The 18,360-nt window shown below is 70.9% G+C and carries 18 protein-coding genes; 9 read left to right on the forward strand and 9 right to left on the reverse strand.

All coding sequences use genetic code 11. The features are described 5' to 3' along the window. Positions 1-44 precede the first annotated feature (44 nt). Positions 45-1,052: an SAM-dependent methyltransferase gene (locus OG408_RS17500; protein ID WP_326670716.1), complete on the forward strand. Its 1,008-nt coding sequence runs from the start codon at positions 45-47 to the stop codon at positions 1,050-1,052. Between the two features lie 55 nt (positions 1,053-1,107). Further along, positions 1,108-2,250, forward strand: a complete 1,143-nt coding sequence (locus OG408_RS17505) for an NADH-quinone oxidoreductase subunit D (protein WP_266780038.1) — start codon at positions 1,108-1,110, stop codon at positions 2,248-2,250. 37 nt (positions 2,251-2,287) lie between these two features. Here the strand turns inward: OG408_RS17505 and OG408_RS17510 are convergent, their stop codons facing one another. The 4 genes from OG408_RS17510 to OG408_RS17525 form a co-directional block, all read right to left on the reverse strand. Continuing rightward, positions 2,288-3,322 carry a hypothetical protein gene (locus OG408_RS17510; protein ID WP_266780039.1) on the reverse strand — a complete coding sequence of 345 codons (1,035 nt, stop codon included), beginning with the start codon at positions 3,320-3,322 and terminating at the stop codon, positions 2,288-2,290. 142 nt (positions 3,323-3,464) lie between these two features. Beyond that, positions 3,465-4,448, reverse strand: coding sequence for an ABC transporter substrate-binding protein (locus OG408_RS17515; RefSeq protein WP_266780040.1), 984 nt, complete (start codon positions 4,446-4,448; stop codon positions 3,465-3,467). A 72-nt stretch (positions 4,449-4,520) separates the two neighbouring features. Further along, the gene (locus OG408_RS17520; RefSeq protein WP_266780041.1) at positions 4,521-5,195 is read right to left on the reverse strand and encodes an ABC transporter permease; all 675 of its coding nucleotides are present in this window, start codon (positions 5,193-5,195) and stop codon (positions 4,521-4,523) included. Positions 5,196-5,197: 2 nt separating this feature from the next. After that, on the reverse strand, positions 5,198-5,911 hold the full coding sequence (locus OG408_RS17525) for an ABC transporter permease (RefSeq protein ID WP_285567459.1): 714 nt from the start codon (positions 5,909-5,911) through the stop codon (positions 5,198-5,200). A gap of 129 nt (positions 5,912-6,040) precedes the next feature. Here OG408_RS17525 and OG408_RS17530 point away from each other — a divergent pair, with 129 nt between their 5' ends. After that, positions 6,041-7,231, forward strand: coding sequence for a betaine/proline/choline family ABC transporter ATP-binding protein (locus OG408_RS17530; RefSeq protein ID WP_266780043.1), 1,191 nt, complete (start codon positions 6,041-6,043; stop codon positions 7,229-7,231). A 45-nt stretch (positions 7,232-7,276) separates the two neighbouring features. Here OG408_RS17530 and OG408_RS17535 read toward each other — a convergent pair whose 3' ends face one another. Next, positions 7,277-8,398, reverse strand: coding sequence for an alpha/beta hydrolase (locus OG408_RS17535; RefSeq protein ID WP_326670722.1), 1,122 nt, complete (start codon positions 8,396-8,398; stop codon positions 7,277-7,279). Between the two features lie 140 nt (positions 8,399-8,538). Here OG408_RS17535 and OG408_RS17540 point away from each other — a divergent pair, with 140 nt between their 5' ends. The 6 genes from OG408_RS17540 (at position 8,539) to OG408_RS17565 (ending at position 13,481) form a co-directional block, all read left to right on the forward strand. Further along, the gene (locus tag OG408_RS17540; RefSeq protein ID WP_266780045.1) at positions 8,539-10,380 is read left to right on the forward strand and encodes a phosphatidylglycerol lysyltransferase domain-containing protein; all 1,842 of its coding nucleotides are present in this window, start codon (positions 8,539-8,541) and stop codon (positions 10,378-10,380) included. A gap of 30 nt (positions 10,381-10,410) precedes the next feature. Continuing rightward, positions 10,411-11,271, forward strand: a complete 861-nt coding sequence (gene folP, locus OG408_RS17545) for a dihydropteroate synthase (protein ID WP_442806035.1) — start codon at positions 10,411-10,413, stop codon at positions 11,269-11,271. Further along, the gene (locus tag OG408_RS17550) at positions 11,268-11,750 is read left to right on the forward strand and encodes a nuclear transport factor 2 family protein (RefSeq protein WP_266780046.1); all 483 of its coding nucleotides are present in this window, start codon (positions 11,268-11,270) and stop codon (positions 11,748-11,750) included. Before folP ends, OG408_RS17550 begins: the two co-directional genes overlap by 4 nt. A gap of 212 nt (positions 11,751-11,962) precedes the next feature. Beyond that, complete coding sequence (folB, locus tag OG408_RS17555; protein WP_266780047.1) at positions 11,963-12,322, forward strand: dihydroneopterin aldolase; 360 nt, start codon at positions 11,963-11,965, stop codon at positions 12,320-12,322. Beyond that, positions 12,319-12,930, forward strand: a complete 612-nt coding sequence (gene folK, locus OG408_RS17560) for a 2-amino-4-hydroxy-6-hydroxymethyldihydropteridine diphosphokinase (protein ID WP_266780048.1) — start codon at positions 12,319-12,321, stop codon at positions 12,928-12,930. Before folB ends, folK begins: the two co-directional genes overlap by 4 nt. Before the next feature lie 68 nt (positions 12,931-12,998). Then, a complete protein-coding gene (locus tag OG408_RS17565; protein ID WP_266780049.1) occupies positions 12,999-13,481 on the forward strand; it encodes a DUF3180 domain-containing protein in 483 nt (160 codons plus the stop codon). A 42-nt stretch (positions 13,482-13,523) separates the two neighbouring features. Here the strand turns inward: OG408_RS17565 and folE are convergent, their stop codons facing one another. The 4 genes from folE to tilS all read right to left on the reverse strand — a co-directional run bounded on the left by folE (position 13,524) and on the right by tilS (position 18,232). Beyond that, entirely contained in the window at positions 13,524-14,129 is a 606-nt protein-coding gene (folE, locus tag OG408_RS17570; RefSeq protein WP_266780050.1) for a GTP cyclohydrolase I FolE, read from the reverse strand. A 151-nt stretch (positions 14,130-14,280) separates the two neighbouring features. Continuing rightward, complete coding sequence (gene ftsH / locus OG408_RS17575; RefSeq protein ID WP_266780051.1) at positions 14,281-16,305, reverse strand: ATP-dependent zinc metalloprotease FtsH; 2,025 nt, start codon at positions 16,303-16,305, stop codon at positions 14,281-14,283. A gap of 196 nt (positions 16,306-16,501) precedes the next feature. Beyond that, positions 16,502-17,041 (reverse strand): hypoxanthine phosphoribosyltransferase, encoded by a 540-nt coding sequence (gene hpt / locus OG408_RS17580; RefSeq protein ID WP_037777945.1) that lies wholly within the window; start codon positions 17,039-17,041, stop codon positions 16,502-16,504. A gap of 99 nt (positions 17,042-17,140) precedes the next feature. Beyond that, positions 17,141-18,232 (reverse strand): tRNA lysidine(34) synthetase TilS, encoded by a 1,092-nt coding sequence (tilS, locus tag OG408_RS17585; protein ID WP_266780052.1) that lies wholly within the window; start codon positions 18,230-18,232, stop codon positions 17,141-17,143. Between the last annotated feature and the right edge of the window lie 128 nt (positions 18,233-18,360).

An 18,360-nucleotide genomic window follows, 5' to 3' on the forward strand; every position in this document is an offset into this window, starting at 1 on the left:
TCCAGGTCCGGAGACCGTACTCCCCAAGGTGGAGACTTGGGAACGTGACGGATGACTGGCGTGGGTGGCAGGAGGCGGCAGAGACCGCTTTGTACGGGGACGAGGGGTTCTACCGGAGCCAGGAAGGGCCCGCGGGACACTTCCGCACCTCCGTGCACGCCTCCCCCCTGTTCGCCGCGGCCGTCGCCCGGCTGCTGGTGCGGACGGCCGCCGGACTCGGGACCGCCGATGTGGACCTGGTGGACGTCGGGGCGGGGCGCGGAGAGCTGTTGGCCGGGGTGCTCGCGGCACTGCCTGCCGAGGGCGGCGAGCACCTCACGGTACGGGCGTACGGCGTGGAGATCGCGGCCCGCCCGCCCGGCCTGGACCCACGGGTGGAGTGGTGCGCGCGGCCGCCGCGGGGCGTGCGCGGGCTGCTGTTCGCCAACGAGTGGCTGGACAACGTGCCGCTGCCGGTCGCCGAGACGGATCAGGACGGCGTCGAGCGGTACGTCCAGGTGCGGACGGCGGACGGGGCGGAGCGGCTGGGCGAGCCGGTGAGCGGGGCCGACCTGCGGTGGCTGCGCCGCTGGTGGCCGTCGGCGGGGCCGGGCTGCCGGGCGGAGATCGGCCGCCCGCGCGACGAGGCGTGGGCGGCCGCGGTGTCCACGCTGGCCGGCGGGCTCGCGGTGGCGGTGGACTACTGCCACGTACGGGAGGAGCGGCCGCCGTTCGGCACGCTGACCGGTTTCCGGGCCGGGCGCGAGGTGCCGCCGGTGCCGGACGGCACCTGCGACCTCACCGCGCACGTGGCGCTGGACGCGTGCGCGGCGGCGGGCGGACCGGACGCGGAGATCCGCACCCAGCGCGAGGCGCTGCGGGAGCTGGGCGTGGCCGGTGAACGCCCGCCGCTGTCCCTGGCGTCGACGGACCCGGCCCGCTACGTGCGCGCGCTGGCATCGGCGGGCGAGGCGGCTGAACTCACGGCCCGGGGCGGCCTGGGCGACTTCGGCTGGCTGACGCATCGGGTGCCGCTCCCGCCCGGGGTCGTATCCGGCCCCGCCGGCGTTTGAGGCCGGGGTCCGGGGCGGAGCCCCGGGAAGCCGGGCCGCAGGCAATACTGTCGGCATGACGGAGACCACGGTCGGCATCGGCGGCGCAGCGGAAAGCACCGACATGGTGCTCAACATCGGCCCCCAGCACCCCTCCACGCACGGCGTGCTCCGTCTGCGCATCGTCCTGGACGGCGAACGCATCCAGCACGCCGAACCGGTCATCGGCTACATGCACCGCGGCGCGGAGAAGCTCTTCGAGGCCCGCGACTACCGGCAGATCGTTATGCTCGCCAACCGCCACGACTGGCTGTCGGCGTTCTCCAACGAACTGGGCGTCGTGATGGCCGTCGAGCGCATGCTCGCCATGGAGGTCCCGGAGCGCGCGGTCTGGACCCGCACCCTGCTCGCCGAGCTGAACCGGGTCCTCAACCACCTGATGTTCCTCGGCTCGTACCCGCTGGAACTCGGCGGGATCACCCCGGTGTTCTACGCGTTCCGGGAGCGCGAGGAGCTCCAGGCCGTGATGGAGGAGGTCTCCGGCGGCCGGATGCACTACATGTTCAACCGGGTCGGCGGGCTCAAGGAGGACCTCCCGGCGGGCTGGCTCGGCCGTGCCCGGGACGCCGTCGCCTCCGTACGGTCCCGGATGGACGTCTACGACAAGCTGGTGCTCGGCAACGAGATCTTCCGCGGCCGGACCCGCGGGGTGGGCGTCCTGTCGGCCGAGGCGGTGCACGCGTACGGGGTGTCCGGGCCGATCGCCCGCGCCTCGGGCGTCGACTTCGACCTGCGGCGCGACGAGCCGTATCTCGCGTACGGGGAGCTGCGGGACACCCTGAAGGTCGTCACCCGGACCGAGGGCGACTGCCTGGCCCGGTTCGAATGCCTGCTGGACCAGACGCACAACGCCCTGGACCTGGCGGACGCCTGCCTGGACCGGATGGCCGACCTGGCGCCCGGTCCGATCAACCAGCGGCTGCCCAAGGTCCTGAAGGCCCCCGAGGGCCACACCTACGCCTGGACGGAGAACCCGCTCGGGGTCAACGGCTACTACCTGGTGTCCAAGGGCGAGAAGACCCCGTACCGGCTGAAGCTGCGCTCCGCCTCGTTCAACAACATCCAGGCGCTCACCGAACTGCTGCCGGGCACGCTCGTCGCCGACATGGTGGCGATTCTCGGTTCGCTGTTCTTCGTCGTCGGCGACATCGACAAGTAGGGCGGCCTCGGCGCGCGGCCGGCCCGCCGAGGCTCCGCTAGGAGATCGCGCTGCGCAGCTCCGCCACGTCCAGCTGCTCGGTCTCGTCGTGCGCGGTCAGGTCGATGACCTTGCCGACGGCCCGGTTCTCGGCCGTGCCCGTGCGGTGCGCGGCCAGCGCCTCCTCGCCCACCACGTCGGCGAGGTCCTCGTTCTGTACGGACTCGATCGCGGCGTGCGCCTTCTGCGTACCGAAGAAGTCGAAGCTGCCCTGCGGCACCAGATGACGGCGGGACGCCGCGTACGGCACGACCGCGCTGGCGGCCTGCACCGGGCGCGGGGCGGGCAGCGCCCGGTCCGGCCGGGCCGCGGGCAGGGCGGACTGCGGGCGGCGGTGCTGCTCGGCACCCGGCCGGCCGGTGGATCCGTGCGGGTCCGCGGCCGCCGCGTGCTTCCCCTGCGGCTCCTCCGCCTCCTTGGCGCGCTCGGCGAGATCGCGCTTCCTGGCCTGCTCTGCGGTGCGCCGCGCCTCCTGGAGCGCCCCGTTGCGCGAGAGGTCCTCCAGCGCCTGGGCGGCCCGCAGATAGGCGGAAGGGGTGGGGGTGCTGCGGGCGGCGGGCAGTTCGCGGGGCGGCGCGGCCGCCTCCAGTGCGAGCTGCCGGCGGCTCTCCAGCACGCTGGCGCGCTGGGTCTCGGCGGTGGCGTACCGCCGCAGCAGCGCGGCGTGCTCGCCCCGCAGCCCGGCGAGCTCCACACGCTTGCGGCGCAGCTTCGTCTCCAGGCGGGCACGCAGCTCGCGCGACTCCTCCAGATCCGCTTCCAGTTCCGCCACGCGCTCCTCGGCGCGCCATTCGTCACTGGCGCGGGCGCGCGTCAGTTCCGCGACGCGACGGCCCGCCTCCCGGTCCCAGCTGCGCATCAGATACGCGCCGGTGACGGCGGCGGCCGCCGCGGCGGCGGCCAGTCCGCGCAGGACCAGCGGCTCGGCGAGCAGCCAGGCTCCCGCGGCACAGAGGACCGAGGCCCCGGCGACGGCCGAAGGCGGAAGGATTCTGTGCAGAGGTGGCGAATGGCGATGGCGTCCACGTGGCATGGCCTGAAATTTACCGTGCGTACGGGCCGCTTGGGGGGCCGCCCGGCAATCTGTTCCCCGGCAGTTACCTGACGGCCCCTGAATCACTCATTCCGGCCTTGCGTTCCCGGTCCTGCGTTCCGGTCCGCGTTCCGGTCGCGGGCTACTTCTTGATCAGGCCCTTCGACTGAAGGTATTCCTTCGCCACATCGGCGGGCTTGGCGCGCTCGGCGTCGACCTTGCGGTTCAGCTCCGCCAGATCCTGCGTGGTGAGTGCGGAGGTGAGCTTGCCGAGAGCGTCGGCGATCTCCTGGGCGCCGGCGTCCTTGGCATTCAGGACGGGCAGCACGTTGTCCGCGTTCTGGAGCTTCTTGTCGTCCTCCAGGAAGACCAGGCCGAAGGTGTCCAGGACCGCGTCCGTGGTGGTGGTGAGAACCAGCTGGTCCTTCCCGTCCTTGACGGCCTGCTTGGACTGCGGGGTGCCGACTCCCTTGGGGTCGATGCCCGTGACGTCGATGCCGTACGTCTTCTTCAGTCCGGGTGCGCAGAACGGCCGCACCTCGCACTCGTCGCCCGCCGCGATCTTCACCTTGATCTTGGCGGCGCCGAGATCCGAAAGGGTCTTGAGCTTGTTCTTGTCGGCGAATTCCTTGGTGACCGCGAAGGCGTTCTGGTCGACGGCCTGGCCGGCCGGCAGCACCTTCAGCCCGCGCGGAGTGGCGAGCTTCTCCAGGGCGGCGACCGTGGCCGCGGTGTCACCCGATGCGACCGGCTTCGACTCGGCGGCCTTCGCCCCGTTCACCTTGGCGTTGAGGAATTCCGCGATCGTCGCCGCGTATTCGGGGACGACGTCGATCTCGCCCTTCTCCAGCGACGGTTCGTAGAGTTCGCGGTTCTTCACCGTGGTGACCGACGTGCTGTATCCGGCGTCGGAGAGCACTCCGGCGTACAGCTCCGCGAGCACCTTGGACTCGGTGAAGGCCGCGGCGCCGACGACGAGCGAGCCCTTCTTCCCGGACCCCTTGTCCGTGTCGGACGCGGATCCGCCCTTGTCCTTCTCCAGGCTGTCGCCACCGCAGGCGGCGAGCGAGCCCGCGAGCGCGACGATGCCGATGACCGCGCCGGCTATGCGCGAGGTCCTGCTCATGTTGTTCTCCGTCCACGGCAACGAGGCCATATGCGATAAGCGTTGTGGGTTGTCGGGTGGGTGGCCGGGCGCTCAGGCCGTCCGGCGGCGGCGCAGCGGTGACAGCAGCCGGTCGACGGCGACCAGCGCCGCCTCCACCAGCAGGGCGAGCACGGCGACCAGGAGGGCGCCCGCGACCACCTGCGGGGTGTTGTACGTGTTGAAGCCGGCGGTGATGATCCGGCCGAGGCCGCCCTGTCCGACCATCGCGGCGATCGTCGCGGTGGCCACGACCTGAACCGCGGCCGAACGCAGCCCGGTCATGATCATCGGGTAGGCCAGCGGGAGTTCGACGCGGACGAAGAGCTGCCCGCCCGACATGCCCATCCCCCGCGCGGCCTCCGCCACCGAACGGTCCACCTCCGTCATCCCGACGTAGGCGTTGGTCAGCAGCGGCGGCACGGCGAACAGCACCAGGGCGATGATCGTCGGTATGTACCCCGCGTTGCGCAGGGGCGACACCATGAAGAGGGCCAGCACCGCGAAGACGGGGATCGCCCGGCCCACGTTGGAGATGTTGACGGCCAGCGCGCCCCCCTTCCCGATGTGTCCCAGGTACAGGGCGATGGGCAGCGCGATGGCGCAGGACAGGGCGAGCGCGACCCCGCTGACGTACAGATGCTCGCCGAGCCGGTGGGCCACCCCGCTCTCCCCCGACCAGTTGGCGCCGGTGGTGAGCCAGGTCCAGGCCTCGCCGAGAACTCCCATGGTCAGACCGCCTTCGCCGTGCCGGCCGTGCTCACGGCGTCGTGGGTGGTCCGGATGCGGGTCCAGGGGGTCAGCAGCCGCTGCACGCCGAGCAGCAGCAGGTCCGCGACCACCGCGAGCAGCACACAGAGCACGGAGGCGGCCAGCACCTGGGCCTTGAAGAAGCTCGGCAGGGCGTCGTCGATGAGATTGCCCAGACCGCCCCGGCCGACGATCGACCCGACCGTCGTCAGCGCGATCGTGGACACCGTGGCGATCCGGACGCCCGCCATCAACGCGGGCATCGCGAGCGGCAGTTCGACCTCCCACAGCAGCCGGGCCGGCCCGTACCCCATGCCCCGGGCGGCCTCCTTGGCCTCCTGCGGGACCGATTCCAGGCCCGCCAGGATGTTCCGCACGAGGATGGTCAGCGAATACAGCACGAGTCCGGTGACGACGAGCGCCGCGGAGAGCCCGAACAGGGGCAGCAGCAGCGAGAACATCGCGAGCGAGGGCACGGTGTAGAGCACCGTGGTCAGCCCGAGGACCGGTCCCGCGAAGCGCCTGCTCCGGCGGGCGAGCAGCGCCAGCGGAAAGGCCACGACGACGCCGATCACCACCGAGACCACGGTGATCCAGATGTGCTGGACCGTCGCGTCGGTCAACTCCTGGCTCCGGGAGCGCAGATACTCCCCGCAGATCCAGTCGTTCGTCACCAGGCAGTTCTGTGCGGCCATCCGTCCCCTCCTCCCCGTCGCCCTCTCGTACTGATGTCCGGCGAGCCTATCCTCGACCACTGACAATCGCCGAGGCCGTTGTATTCCAGCAACATGTCCTTCACAGAACACCCTCCACAATGGGGAACCATGATCCGTTTCGAGCACGTCACCAAGCGGTATGCGGACGGCACCACCGCCGTCGACGACCTTTCCTTCGAGGTCGCCGAGGGCGAACTGGTCACGCTCGTCGGACCGTCGGGCTGCGGCAAGACGACCACCATGAAGATGGTGAACCGGCTGATCGAACCGACCGAGGGACGGATATTCCTCGACGGGGACGACATATCCGCCATCGACCCCGTCCAGCTGCGGCGCCGTATCGGCTATGTGATCCAGCAGGTCGGCCTGTTCCCGCACCGCACGGTTCTCGAGAACACCGCGACCGTCCCGCATCTCCTCGGCTGGAAACGCGGAAAGGGGCGCGCACGCGCCGCGGAACTCCTCGATCTGGTCGGACTCGATCCTTCCGTTTATGGCGACCGATATCCGGAACAGCTGTCCGGAGGCCAGCGCCAACGCGTGGGCGTGGCACGGGCATTGGCCGCGGACCCGCCGGTGCTGCTGATGGACGAGCCTTTCGGCGCGGTCGACCCGGTGGTCCGGGAACGCCTCCAGAACGAATTCCTGAGGCTTCAGGCCCAGGTCCGCAAGACCGTGCTGTTCGTCACGCACGACATCGAGGAGGCCGTCCGGCTCGGCGACCGTATCGCCGTCTACGGACAGGGCTCCATCGAGCAGTTCGACTCCCCCGCCACCGTGCTCGGCGCACCCGCCACCGGATACGTCGCGGACTTCGTGGGCGCGGACCGGGGGCTCAAACGCCTCTCGGTCACCCCGATCGAGGAGAGCGACCTCGACCGGCCGCCGGTCGTCCACCTCGACGACCCGCTGGCCAGGGCCACCGAGCGGCTGCGCGCCGACGGGGCGCGGTGGGCCGTGGTGCTGGACGGCGACGGCCATCTGCACGGCTGGATCCCGGCCGGTGACGCGCTCGCCGCCACCCAGGGCACGGTCCGCGAACACGCCCGCCGGATGGAGGCCTGGCTGCCCGTCGGCGCCCCGCTCAAGCAGGCGTTCGCCACCATGCTCCAGCACGACGCCGGCTGGATCGCGGTCATCGACGAGGAGGGCGAGGGCCGGTTCCTGGGCGTGCTCACCCCGGCCCGGCTCCATGAGGCGCTGCGCCGCTCCGTCAGCGCGGACGACCGGTCCGTGCCGCGCGCCGAGGTGGCCGTGGAGAGCGTGGCGGGCGTGGCGGCGGAGACCGCGGGGCCCTGAGGCGCGCGGCAGGACGAGCGGCGCGCACCGGCCCCTCCGCCCCGGTCAGTTCTCGCTGAGCCGGCTGCTCATCCAGTCCAGGGCCGCGGGGATCTCCCGGCGCCAGGTGTTGAAGTTGTGCCCGCCGCTGGCGAGCACGATCGACGAGACCTGCGCGGGCCGCTTCACCCTGGCCACGAACTCCTGGGTTTCGGCGTAGTTGGACTCGCCGTGGCGGGACGTCGTCACCAGGAAGGACGAGTCGGGCTGCGGCCGGTTCTCCAGCGTCCACAGCAGGTCGGCGCGCTCGCGGGCCCGCCGGTCGCCGTGGAAGAGGTCCCCGGTCGTCGGGTCCTCGGCCGCCTCGTAGTACGCGGAAAGACCCGCGCTCGCCGTAAAGCGGGCCGGATGGTGCAGGCCGATCTTCAGGGCGCAGTAGCCGCCGGTCGAGTTGCCGATGATGCCCCAGTTACGGGCGTGCCGGCCCACGCGGTAGCCGGCCGAGACCGCCGGCGGCAGGTCGTCGGCGAAGAACGTCTCCGTCCGCGGACCGCCCTTTATGTCCACGCACTCGGTGTCCCTCGGCGGCGCCAGCGTCGGCCGCAGCATCACCAGGATCATCGGCTGCGCCCGCCCCGCCCGCACCCGCTCCAGGGCCGTCCGGGGGTATCCGAGCCCCTTGATGAGGTTCTCCGACGTGCCCGGGTAACCGGTCAGCACCACGACCGCGGGGAACTTCCGCCGGGCGTACGCCGGCTGGAAGTACTCCGGCGGCAGGTAGACGTACGCCGAGGACTCGATCCCCGAGCGCCGCCCCGCGATCACGACCTTGTCGATCCGGCCGACCGCGGAGGGCCCCGAGCCTCCCGGCACGTCCGGCCGCTGCGTCCCCACCCGGACGATGTTCTTCGCCGCCAGCGTCCCCGCCGCGTGGTCGGTGACCACGCCCAGTTCCTGCTTCTGGCCGAACAGATCCGCCCAGGAGCCGTAGAACAGGAACGAGTTGTTGGCCATCAGGCCGACCGAGACGAAGACCGCCACCTGCGTCCCCAGCAGCAGCCCCACCCGGCCGAACACGGCGGGGACACTGCGCCGGGCAAGCCTGGGCCAGAGCCAGATCGTGACGGCGAACAGCGCGACGGCCAGCACGATCGCCAGGATCAGCACTGCGTTACCGGTAAGGCCCATGGCGGTTGAACTTTCTTGTCAGGAAATTTCCGGGTGCCGGGTGAACCCGTGGCCCGGAAGCCTCGTCCTAGAGGTCGCACATCGTCCGCAGGGCTCCGGCCGACGGACTCCAAGAATCTCTCGCGGAACCACGGGAAGCGATGTCTGTCACGCTAGATGGGGATAAATCGGGATCGGTTCCGAATGGTGTACGCAAGTTCGTACACGGACCGCGGCCCGAGACCGTACCGGTGCTCGTCGGCACCGCCTGCACCGCCGTCGGCCTGATCGACGTCGCCGCGGGCGTCTTCCCGCGCTTCCGGCACAGCCGGATGCACACCTTCGCCGAAGTCCTCCCCGGGGCCCTCGGCCCCTTCGCCGCCGCCCTCTCACTGAGCGCCGGCGTCCTGCTGCTCCTCCTGGCCCACGGACTGAAGCGGCACAAGCGCCGGGCCTGGCGGGCCGCGGTCGTCCTGCTCCCGGCGGGCGCGGCGGCCCAGTTCGTCTACCGGCACTCGGTCCTGGGCACACTCGTCTCGCTGACGCTCTGCTACCTGCTCGTACGCCACCGGAGTGAATTCGCCGCGCTCCCCGACCCGCGCAGCCGTTGGAGGGCCCTGGCCAACTTCGTGCTGCTCGGCGCGGGTTCGCTCGGGCTCGGTCTGGTCATCGTCAGCGTCCACCCGGGCCGCCTGGTCGGTAACCCCAGCATCGCCGACCGGCTCCAGCACGTGCTGTACGGGCTGTTCGGCTTCGAGGGCCCGGTCGAGTACGCCGGTGTCACCTCCTGGACCGTGGCCTACTCCCTCGGCGCGCTCGGCCTGCTGACCGCCGTCACCACCATCTACTTCGCCTTCCGCCCCGAACACCCGGCCGCCCGGCTCACCGAGGACGACGAGGCACGGCTGCGCGCCCTGCTGGAGCGGCACGGCGGCCGCGACTCGCTCGGCCACTTCGCGCTCCGCCGCGACAAGGCCGTGGTCTTCTCGCCCAGCGGCAAGGCCGCCGTCTGCTACCGGGTGGTGTCCGGCGTGATGCTCGCCAGCGGCGACCCGATCGGCGACGTGGAGGCGTGGCCCGGTGCCATCGAACGCTTCATGGACGAGGCCAGGGCCCACTCCTGGACACCGGCCGTGATGGGCTGCAGCGAGACCGGCGGCGAGGTCTGGACCCGGGAGACCGGCCTCGACGCCCTGGAACTCGGCGACGAGGCGGTGGTCGATGTCGCGGATTTCTCCCTCGCCGGACGCGCCATGCGCAATGTGCGCCAGATGGTGAAGCGCATTGAGCGGGGCGGGTACGAGACCCGGGTCCGGCGGGTGGCCGACATCGGCGAGGCCGAACTGGTCCGCATCCGGCGGGCCGCCGCCGACTGGCGCGGCACCGACAACGAGCGCGGCTTCTCCATGGCGCTCGGCCGGATCGGCGACGGCGCCGACAGGGACTGCTTCGTCGCCACCGCCCACAAGGCCGACGAGCAGGCCGCGGACTCCCCGTACGGCGACCTGAAGGCCGTGCTCCACTTCGTCCCGTGGGGCACCGACGGGATGTCCCTGGACCTCATGCGCCGCGACCGGGCCGCCGACCCCGGCATGAACGAGCTGCTGATCGCCGCTTCCCTCCAGGCCGCGCCCCGGCTCGGCATCACCCGGGTGTCGCTGAACTTCGCGATGTTCCGCTCCGCCCTGGCCCGCGGCGAGAAACTGGGGGCGGGACCGGTGCTGCGGATCTGGCGCGGGCTGCTGGTCTTCCTGTCCCGCTGGTTCCAGATCGAGTCGCTGTACAAGTTCAACGCCAAGTTCCGGCCCCGCTGGGAGCCCCGGTTCGTGGTCTACCGCACCGCCCGCGACCTGCCCCGGATCTCGCTGGCCGCCATGCAGGCGGAGGGCTTCGTGAGCTTCGCCCTCCCCCGCCCGCTGGCCCGCCGGCTCCCGGCAGGCGGCCGGCGCCCCTGCGGGCACGTACGCGCCTCCGGCACCGAGCAGGGCATCCGCCCGGCGTGACCTCCCTCCATACGGGCCTAGGCTGGTCGTATGAGTACGTTGCATGGACGAGGCACGGTCCAGGGCCTGCCGGAGTGGGACCGCTGCGCGGTCATGGGTGTCGTCAACGTGACGCCCGACTCCTTCTCCGACGGGGGCCGCTGGTTCGACACCACGGCGGCCGTCAAGCACGGCCTCGACCTGGTCGGTGAGGGCGCCGACCTGGTCGACGTCGGCGGTGAGTCGACCCGCCCCGGCGCCAGCCGGGTGGACGAGTCCGAGGAGCTGCGGCGCGTGGTCCCCGTGGTCCGCGGCCTCGCCTCCGAAGGGGTCACGGTCTCCGTCGACACCATGCGGGCCCGGGTCGCCGAGCAGGCCGTCGCCGCGGGAGCGGTCCTGGTCAACGACGTGAGCGGCGGACTGGCCGACCCGGACATGGTCCCGGTCGTCGCCGCCGCCGCGGTGCCGTTCGTCGTCATGCACTGGCGCGGCTTCAGCGAGTCCATGAACAGCCGGGCGGTCTACGGGGACGTCGTCGCCGAGGTCGTCGAGGAGCTGCGGACCCGGATGGACGCCGTGGTCGCCGGGGGTGTCGCCCCCGAACGCATCGTGATCGACCCCGGCCTCGGCTTCGCCAAGGACGCCGCGCACGACCTGTCGCTCATCGCCCGCCTGGACGCGCTGCACGGCCTCGGCCGCCCGCTGCTCGTCGCCGCCTCCCGCAAGCGGTTCCTGGGCCATGTACTGGCCGGTGCGGGCGCCGCCCCGCCACCCGCCCGCGAGCGCGACGCGGCCACCGCCGCGGTCTCCGCGCTCTCCGCCCGGGCCGGTGCCTGGGCCGTCCGGGTCCACGAGGTACGGGCCACCGCCGACGCCGTGCGGGTCGCCCGCGCGGTCGAGGGAGCCGCGTGAACGAGCCGCAGGACGAGCAGGCCTCCGCCGCCGAGGACATCGAGGCGGTCGAGCGGGCCAACACCGCGTTCTACGAGGCCATGGAGCGCGGGGACCTGGACGAGCTGACCGGGCTCTGGCTGCCCGGCGAGGACCTCACGGTCTCCTGCGTCCACCCCGGCTGGCCGGTGCTCTCCGGCCGCGGCGAGGTGCTGCGCAGTTACGCCCTGATCATGGCGAACACCGAGTACATCCAGTTCTTCCTGACCGACGTCGGGGTCTCCATGACGGGCGACACCGCCCTGGTGACCTGCACCGAGAACATCCTCAGCGGCGGTCCCGCGGAGGAGGGCAGCTCCCTGGGCCCGCTGGTCGGTCAACTGGTCGTCGCGACCAATGTGTTCCGCCGCACTCCGGACGGCTGGAAGCTGTGGTCCCACCACGGCTCGCCCGTACTGGCCGAAACCGGTGAGGAAGAGGACGAAGACTCCTCCTCCTGAGTGGGTACAAGGCCGTTGGAGGCCCAAAAGGCAGCTCGGCGGGGTTGGGACCGGGCACATCCGGGTATCAGCGGCTACCAGTCCCGTGCCGTCGTGTCCATAGCCCCCGCGGGGGAGGACTGTCGGTGCGCGCGGGTAGATTCGGAAACGGGTACCCGGCCGCCCGCACGCGGCCATGTGCCCCTACGACAACAACAGCAGGAGTGATTCGCGTGGATCGTGTCGCGCTGCGCGGCCTCAAGGCCCGTGGGCACCATGGCGTCTTTCCCCGGGAACGGGAAGAGGGACAGACGTTCATCGTGGACCTGGTGCTCGGCCTCGACACCCGCCCCGCGGCAGCCGCCGACGACCTCACGAAGACCGTGCACTACGGCGTGGTCGCCGAGGAGGTCGTCGGTGTGGTCCAGGGCGAACCCGTCGATCTGATCGAGACGCTCGCGGAGCGCATCGCCCAGCAGTGCCTCAAGCACGAAGGCGTCGAGGAGGTGGAGGTCGTGGTCCACAAGCCGGATGCGCCCATCACCGTCCCCTTCGACGACGTCACCGTCACCATCACCCGGAGCCGAGCATGACTGCATTTTCTACCGAGGGGCAGAGCGACCCGACCGTACAGCCGGTTCCCGCCTCCGTGGTCGAGCAGGTGGACGCCGCCGACATCACCCTCTCCAACCCCAAACGGGCCGTGATCTCCCTCGGCTCCAACCTGGGCAACCGGCTGGAGACCCTCCAGGGCGCCATCGACGCCCTGGAGGACACCCCGGGCCTCCGGGTCAAGGCGGTCTCCCCGGTGTACGAGACGGAGCCGTGGGGCGTCGACCCGGGCTCCCAGCCCTCGTACTTCAACGCGGTGATCGTCGTGAAGACGACGCTGCCCCCGTCCTCCCTCCTGGAGCGCGGCCAGGCCATCGAGGAGGCCTTCGACCGGGTCCGTGAGGAGCGCTGGGGGCCGCGCACCATCGACGTCGACATCGTCGCGTACGCCGACGTGGTCTCCGACGACCCGGTGCTCACGCTCCCCCACCCCCGGGCCCGTGAGCGCGCCTTCGTCCTCGCCCCGTGGCACGACGTGGACCCCGAGGCCCAGCTGCCGGGCATCGGCGCGGTATCCGAGCTGCTGGCCGGTGTCGGCCGCGACGGCGTACTGCCCCGGTCCGACCTGGAACTCCGGCTGCCCGAGTAGTCGTTAGGCTCACAGGGACAAGCAGGACCGGCAGGACGGTCCACAGGCGGCGAAGGGCGGCTCACGCGGTGAAGCAACTACGGCTCGGGGTACTGGCCGGCCTCTTCGCCGCCGCCGGGGTGCTGTCCTGGGGCGGCGCCCGCCTCTGGGACTCCCTCGGCACCCTGCCGAGCGTGCCGCTGGCCGCGCCCGTCGTGATCGCCGTGATCGCCGTGGTCCTGCTGGCCACGGCACTGTCCATCCGCGCCCGGCTGCGCGCCCAGCGGGAGCGGCGGCCGGGCGCGAAGGGCGTCGAACCCCTGATGGCGGCCCGTGCCGTGGTCTTCGGCCAGGCCAGTGCCCTCGTCGTCGCCCTGGTCTCCGGGGTGTACGGCGGCACGGGCGTCTTCCTGCTCGGCTCCCTCGACATCCCGCCCCGCCGTGACCAGGCCATCTACGCGGGCTTCGCGGTCCTGGCCGGCATCGCGGTGATCGCGGCGGCGCTGTTCCTGGAGCACGTCTGCAAGCTCCCGGACGACGAGGACGACAACAAGAACGCGGCGGCCGCGTAGACCGCCGCCCGTCCCGCCACCGCCCCGGCCCGGCCGGGGTTCTCAGCGCGCCATGATGAGGCTCATGGCCTCGGCGCGCGTCGCGGGGTCGCGGAGCTGTCCGCGGACCGCCGAGGTCAGGGTCTTCGCCCCGGGCTTGCGGATCCCGCGCATCGACATGCACATGTGCTCGCACTCCACGACGACGATCACGCCGCGCGGCTCCAGGATCTCCATCAGGGACTCGGCGATCTGCGTGGTGAGCCGCTCCTGCACCTGCGGCCGGCGGGCGAAGACGTCCACCAGCCGGGCCAGCTTCGACAGCCCGGTGATCTTGCCGGAGGTCGCCGGGATGTACCCGACGTGCGCCACTCCGCGGAACGGCACCAGATGGTGCTCACAGGTGCTGAAGACCTCGATGTCCTTGACCAGCACCATCTCGTCGTGGCCGAGGTCGAACGTGGTCGTCAGGACGTCCTCGGGCTCCTGGTACAGGCCCGCGAATATCTCCTTGTACGCCCGCGCCACCCGCCCCGGCGTCTCCCGCAGCCCCTCCCGGTCCGGGTCCTCCCCGACGGCGATCAGGAGCTCGCGTACGGCCGCCTCGGCCCGCTTCTCGTCGAACTCGCCGATCGAACCCTGGCCGTCCAGCGTCACCGGGTCGGTCATCTGTGCCTCGTTCCTCTGAGCTGTCACTGCGTGGACATCCGCGCAGGTGATACGGAAAAGCCGCGCCCCCACAGGCTAAAACCTGGGGGGCGCGGCATCCATTCCGGGCCCGGTGGAGCCTCCGTGACGGGGGCCACACCGGGGTCGGTGTCTAGCTCTCGGGGCGCTCCTCGGGGATCGCCTCGGCCGCCGGAACCGTGTCCGTGACCGAGCCGTTCGCCGTGGCGGCGCCGTTGGTGAGGGCGAGCTCCTTCGGGGAGAGCACCGGCGGCCGGGTGGACGGCGTGCGCCGGGCGGAGCCCGTCCACGCCGGACGGGCCGGACGCTTGACGATCGGAGCGAAGATCTCGGCGATCTCCGCCTTGCCGAGGGTCTCCTTCTCAAGGAGCTGGAGAACCAGGGCGTCCAGAACGTCGCGGTTCTCGACGAGGATCTCCCACGCGTCGTTGTGCGCGGTCTCGATGAGCTTCTTGACCTCTTCGTCGACCAGCGCGGCGACCTCTTCCGAGTAGTCGCGCTGGTGGCCCATCTCGCGGCCCACGAAGGGTTCGGTGTTGTCGCCACCGAACTTGATGGCGCCGAGCCGCTCCGTCATGCCGTACTGCGTGACCATCGCGCGGGCCGTTGCGGTGGCCTTCTCGATGTCGTTCGCAGCGCCGGTCGTCGGGTCGTGGAAGACCAGCTCCTCGGCCGCGCGCCCGCCCAGCATGTAAGCCAGCTGGTCGAGCATCTCGTTGCGCGTCGTGGAGTACTTGTCCTCCTCCGGGAGCACCATCGTGTAACCGAGGGCGCGGCCGCGGGAGAGGATCGTGATCTTGTGGACCGGGTCCGACTGAGGTGAGGCCGCCGCGACCAGGGCGTGTCCGCCCTCGTGGTACGCGGTGATCTTCTTCTCCTTCTCGGACATGATCCGGGTCCGCTTCTGCGGACCCGCCACGACGCGGTCGATGGCCTCGTCGAGCATGTTGTTGTCGATCAGCTTCAGATTGCCGCGCGCCGTGAGGAGCGCCGCTTCGTTCAGCACGTTCGACAGGTCGGCACCGGTGAATCCGGGCGTGCGACGGGCGACGGCGCCGAGATCGACGTCCGGCGCGACCGGCTTGCCCTTCTGGTGGACCTTGAGGATCTCCAGACGGCCCTGCATGTCCGGCCGGTCGACCGCGATCTGCCGGTCGAAACGGCCCGGGCGCAGCAGCGCCGGGTCGAGGATGTCCGGCCGGTTCGTGGCGGCGATCAGGATGACGCCGCCCTTCACGTCGAAGCCGTCCATCTCCACGAGCAGCTGGTTCAGCGTCTGCTCGCGCTCGTCGTGTCCGCCGCCCATACCGGCACCGCGGTGCCGGCCGACTGCGTCGATCTCGTCGACGAAGACGATCGCCGGGGCGTTCGCCTTGGCCTGCTCGAAGAGGTCACGGACACGGGAGGCACCGACACCGACGAACATCTCGACGAAGTCGGAACCGGAGATCGAGTAGAACGGGACGCCCGCTTCACCGGCGACGGCGCGTGCGAGCAGCGTCTTGCCCGTACCGGGAGGCCCGTACAGCAGGACACCCTTGGGGATCTTGGCGCCGACGGCCTGGAACTTCGCCGGCTCCTGGAGGAACTCCTTGATCTCGTGGAGTTCCTCGACCGCCTCGTCCGACCCCGCCACATCGGCGAACGTCGTCTTGGGGGTGTCCTTGGTGATCAGCTTGGCCTTGGACTTGCCGAACTGCATGACCTTGGAGCCGCCACCCTGCATCTGGTTCATCAGAAACAGGAAGACGACCACGATGAGGACGAACGGCAGCAGCGAGAAGAGGATCGAGACGAACGGGGACTGCTTCGACGGCGAGACGGTGTAACCCTTGTCGATGTCACCGCTCTCGAACTTCTTCTGCAGCGTGTCGGCGAGCTGGACACCCTGGTTGCCGATGTAGCTCGCCTGGAACTTGCTGCCGGACTCGCCGGAGAGTTTCTGGCCGTCCTTCAGCTCGATCTTGATGATCTGATCGTCACCGGTGGTCAGCTTGGCCTGCTCCACCTGGTTCTTACTGATCGCCTGGATCACCTTGCCGGTGTCCACCGTCTTGTAGCCGCCACCCGAGCCGACGACCTGCATCAACACGACCACGGCGAGGACGGCCAGCACGATCCACATGACCGGCCCACGGAAGTATCGCTTCACGTCCATCCATACGGAGCGAAGTCGCCCCGTCCCTCCTGCCCGTAGGTAAATGCTGCTGTGAGTAAAGACTGTTCTTCGGACGGTACACCGGCATTGTCACCGACGACCGCAGAGGAAGTCTGTCAAACCCGCCTTCGAAGGCTCAACGGCGGGAAATCGGTGAGGGTTCCCCGCAGCCGGGGCGGGTTCGCCGGCGTCGTGCTCAGCCGCCGTAGACGTGCGGGGCGAGGGTGCCGACGAAGGGCAGGTTGCGGTACTTCTCCGCGTAGTCCAGCCCGTAGCCGACGACGAACTCGTTGGGGATGTCGAAGCCGACCCACTTGCAGTCGAGCGCGACCTTCGCCGCGTCCGGCTTGCGCAGCAGGGTGCAGATCTCCAGCGATGCGGGCTCGCGCGAGCCGAGGTTCGACATCAGCCAGGACAGCGTCAGGCCCGAGTCGATGATGTCCTCGACGATCAGGACGTGCTTGCCCTTGATGTCGGTGTCCAGGTCCTTGAGGATCCGGACGACACCGGAGGACTGGGTGCCCGCGCCGTACGACGAGACGGCCATCCAGTCCATGGTGACGGGGGTGGACAGCGCGCGCGCCAGGTCCGCCATGACCATCACCGCGCCCTTGAGGACTCCGACGAGGAGCAGGTCCTTGCCCGCGTACTCCGCGTCGATCTTCGCGGCCAGTTCGACGAGCTTCGCGTCGATCTCTTCCTTGGTGAGGAGCACCGACTGAAGGTCGGTACCCATGTCCTTCTCGTTCACCCGCGTCTCTTTCTTTGCCTGCCGGGTCCGGGGTGGAGTCCCGGGCCTGCGCGGCCGCTCGCCTGCATGTCAGCCGCTTGTGCGTCAGCTCTGCCGAATGACCAGTCTGCCACCCTGCCGCCGGGCTTCGACGCGGCCGGGGAGGTTGATGGCCTGCTGGCCGCGCCAGCCGGTGATGAGGCGGTCGACTTCCTCGATGTGCCGGGCGAAGAGCGAACCGGCCGGGGAGCCCGCCTCTATGGCGGCCCGGCGCAGGACGCGGCGGCGGACGGCGGGCGGCAGCGCGTTGAGCTTGGCGCACTCCAGCCGGCCCGCGTCGTCGCGTACGTCACGTCCGGCCTCGGCGGCCCAGGTGTCGAGGGCGTCGGCGTCGTCGCGGGAGAGCTGGGCCGTACGGGCCAGGGCCTCGACGACTCCTTTGCCCAGCGCCTTCTCCAGGGCGGGCAGGCCCTCGTGGCGCAGCCGGGAGCGGGTGTAGGCGGGGTCGATGTTGTGCGGGTCGTCCCAGACGGGCAGGGACTGGGCCAGACAGGCCGTGCGGGCGGTCTGCCGGTCGAGCTGGAGGAAGGGGCGGCGGTAGCGGCCGGCCGGTCCGGAGGCGGCGGCCATGCCGGACAGGGAGCGGATGCCGGAGCCGCGGGCGAGGCCCAGCAGGACCGTCTCCGCCTGGTCGTCGCGGGTGTGGCCGAGCAGGACGGCGGCGGCGCCGTGGCGCTCGGCCGCGGCGTCCAGGGCCGCGTAGCGGGCGTCGCGGGCGGCGGCCTCGGGTCCGCCGCCGTGGCCGACGTGCACCGCGACCGCCTCGACGGGGTCGAGGTTCATGGCGGCGAGGCGGTCGGCGACCTCGGCGGCGCGGGCGTCGGAGCCGTCCTGGAGGCCGTGGTCGACGGTGATGCCGCCGGCCCGGACGGCGAGTTTGCGGGCCTCGAAGGCGAGGGCGGAGGCGAGCGCCATCGAGTCGGCGCCGCCGGAGCATGCCACCAGTACCAGCGGGGTACCGGGGCGTTCGGGAAGTGCGGCGCGCCGCCTGCCCGCTCCGGCCTCGGCGAGCTCGGGGTGCGGGGCGCGTCCGGTGTGCCCGGTGCGTTCGGTCTGTTCGGAGAATTCGGTGAGTACGTCGTGGAGTACGCGGCGGACCGCCAGGCGTATCGCCGCGACCGCAGGATGGGGACCCATGTCCGGTGCCCTTCGTGAAGTTCTGGAGAGGTGCCTCCGAGTGCCGGGACGGAAAAGAGTGCCGTCACTCAGAGTGCGTCGATGGTGACAGAGCAAAGCCGTTCATCGAGCATTGCACGCCTTCCCAT

It is taken from the genome of Streptomyces sp. NBC_01257, assembly GCF_035917255.1.
GTDB lineage: Bacteria > Actinomycetota > Actinomycetes > Streptomycetales > Streptomycetaceae > Streptomyces.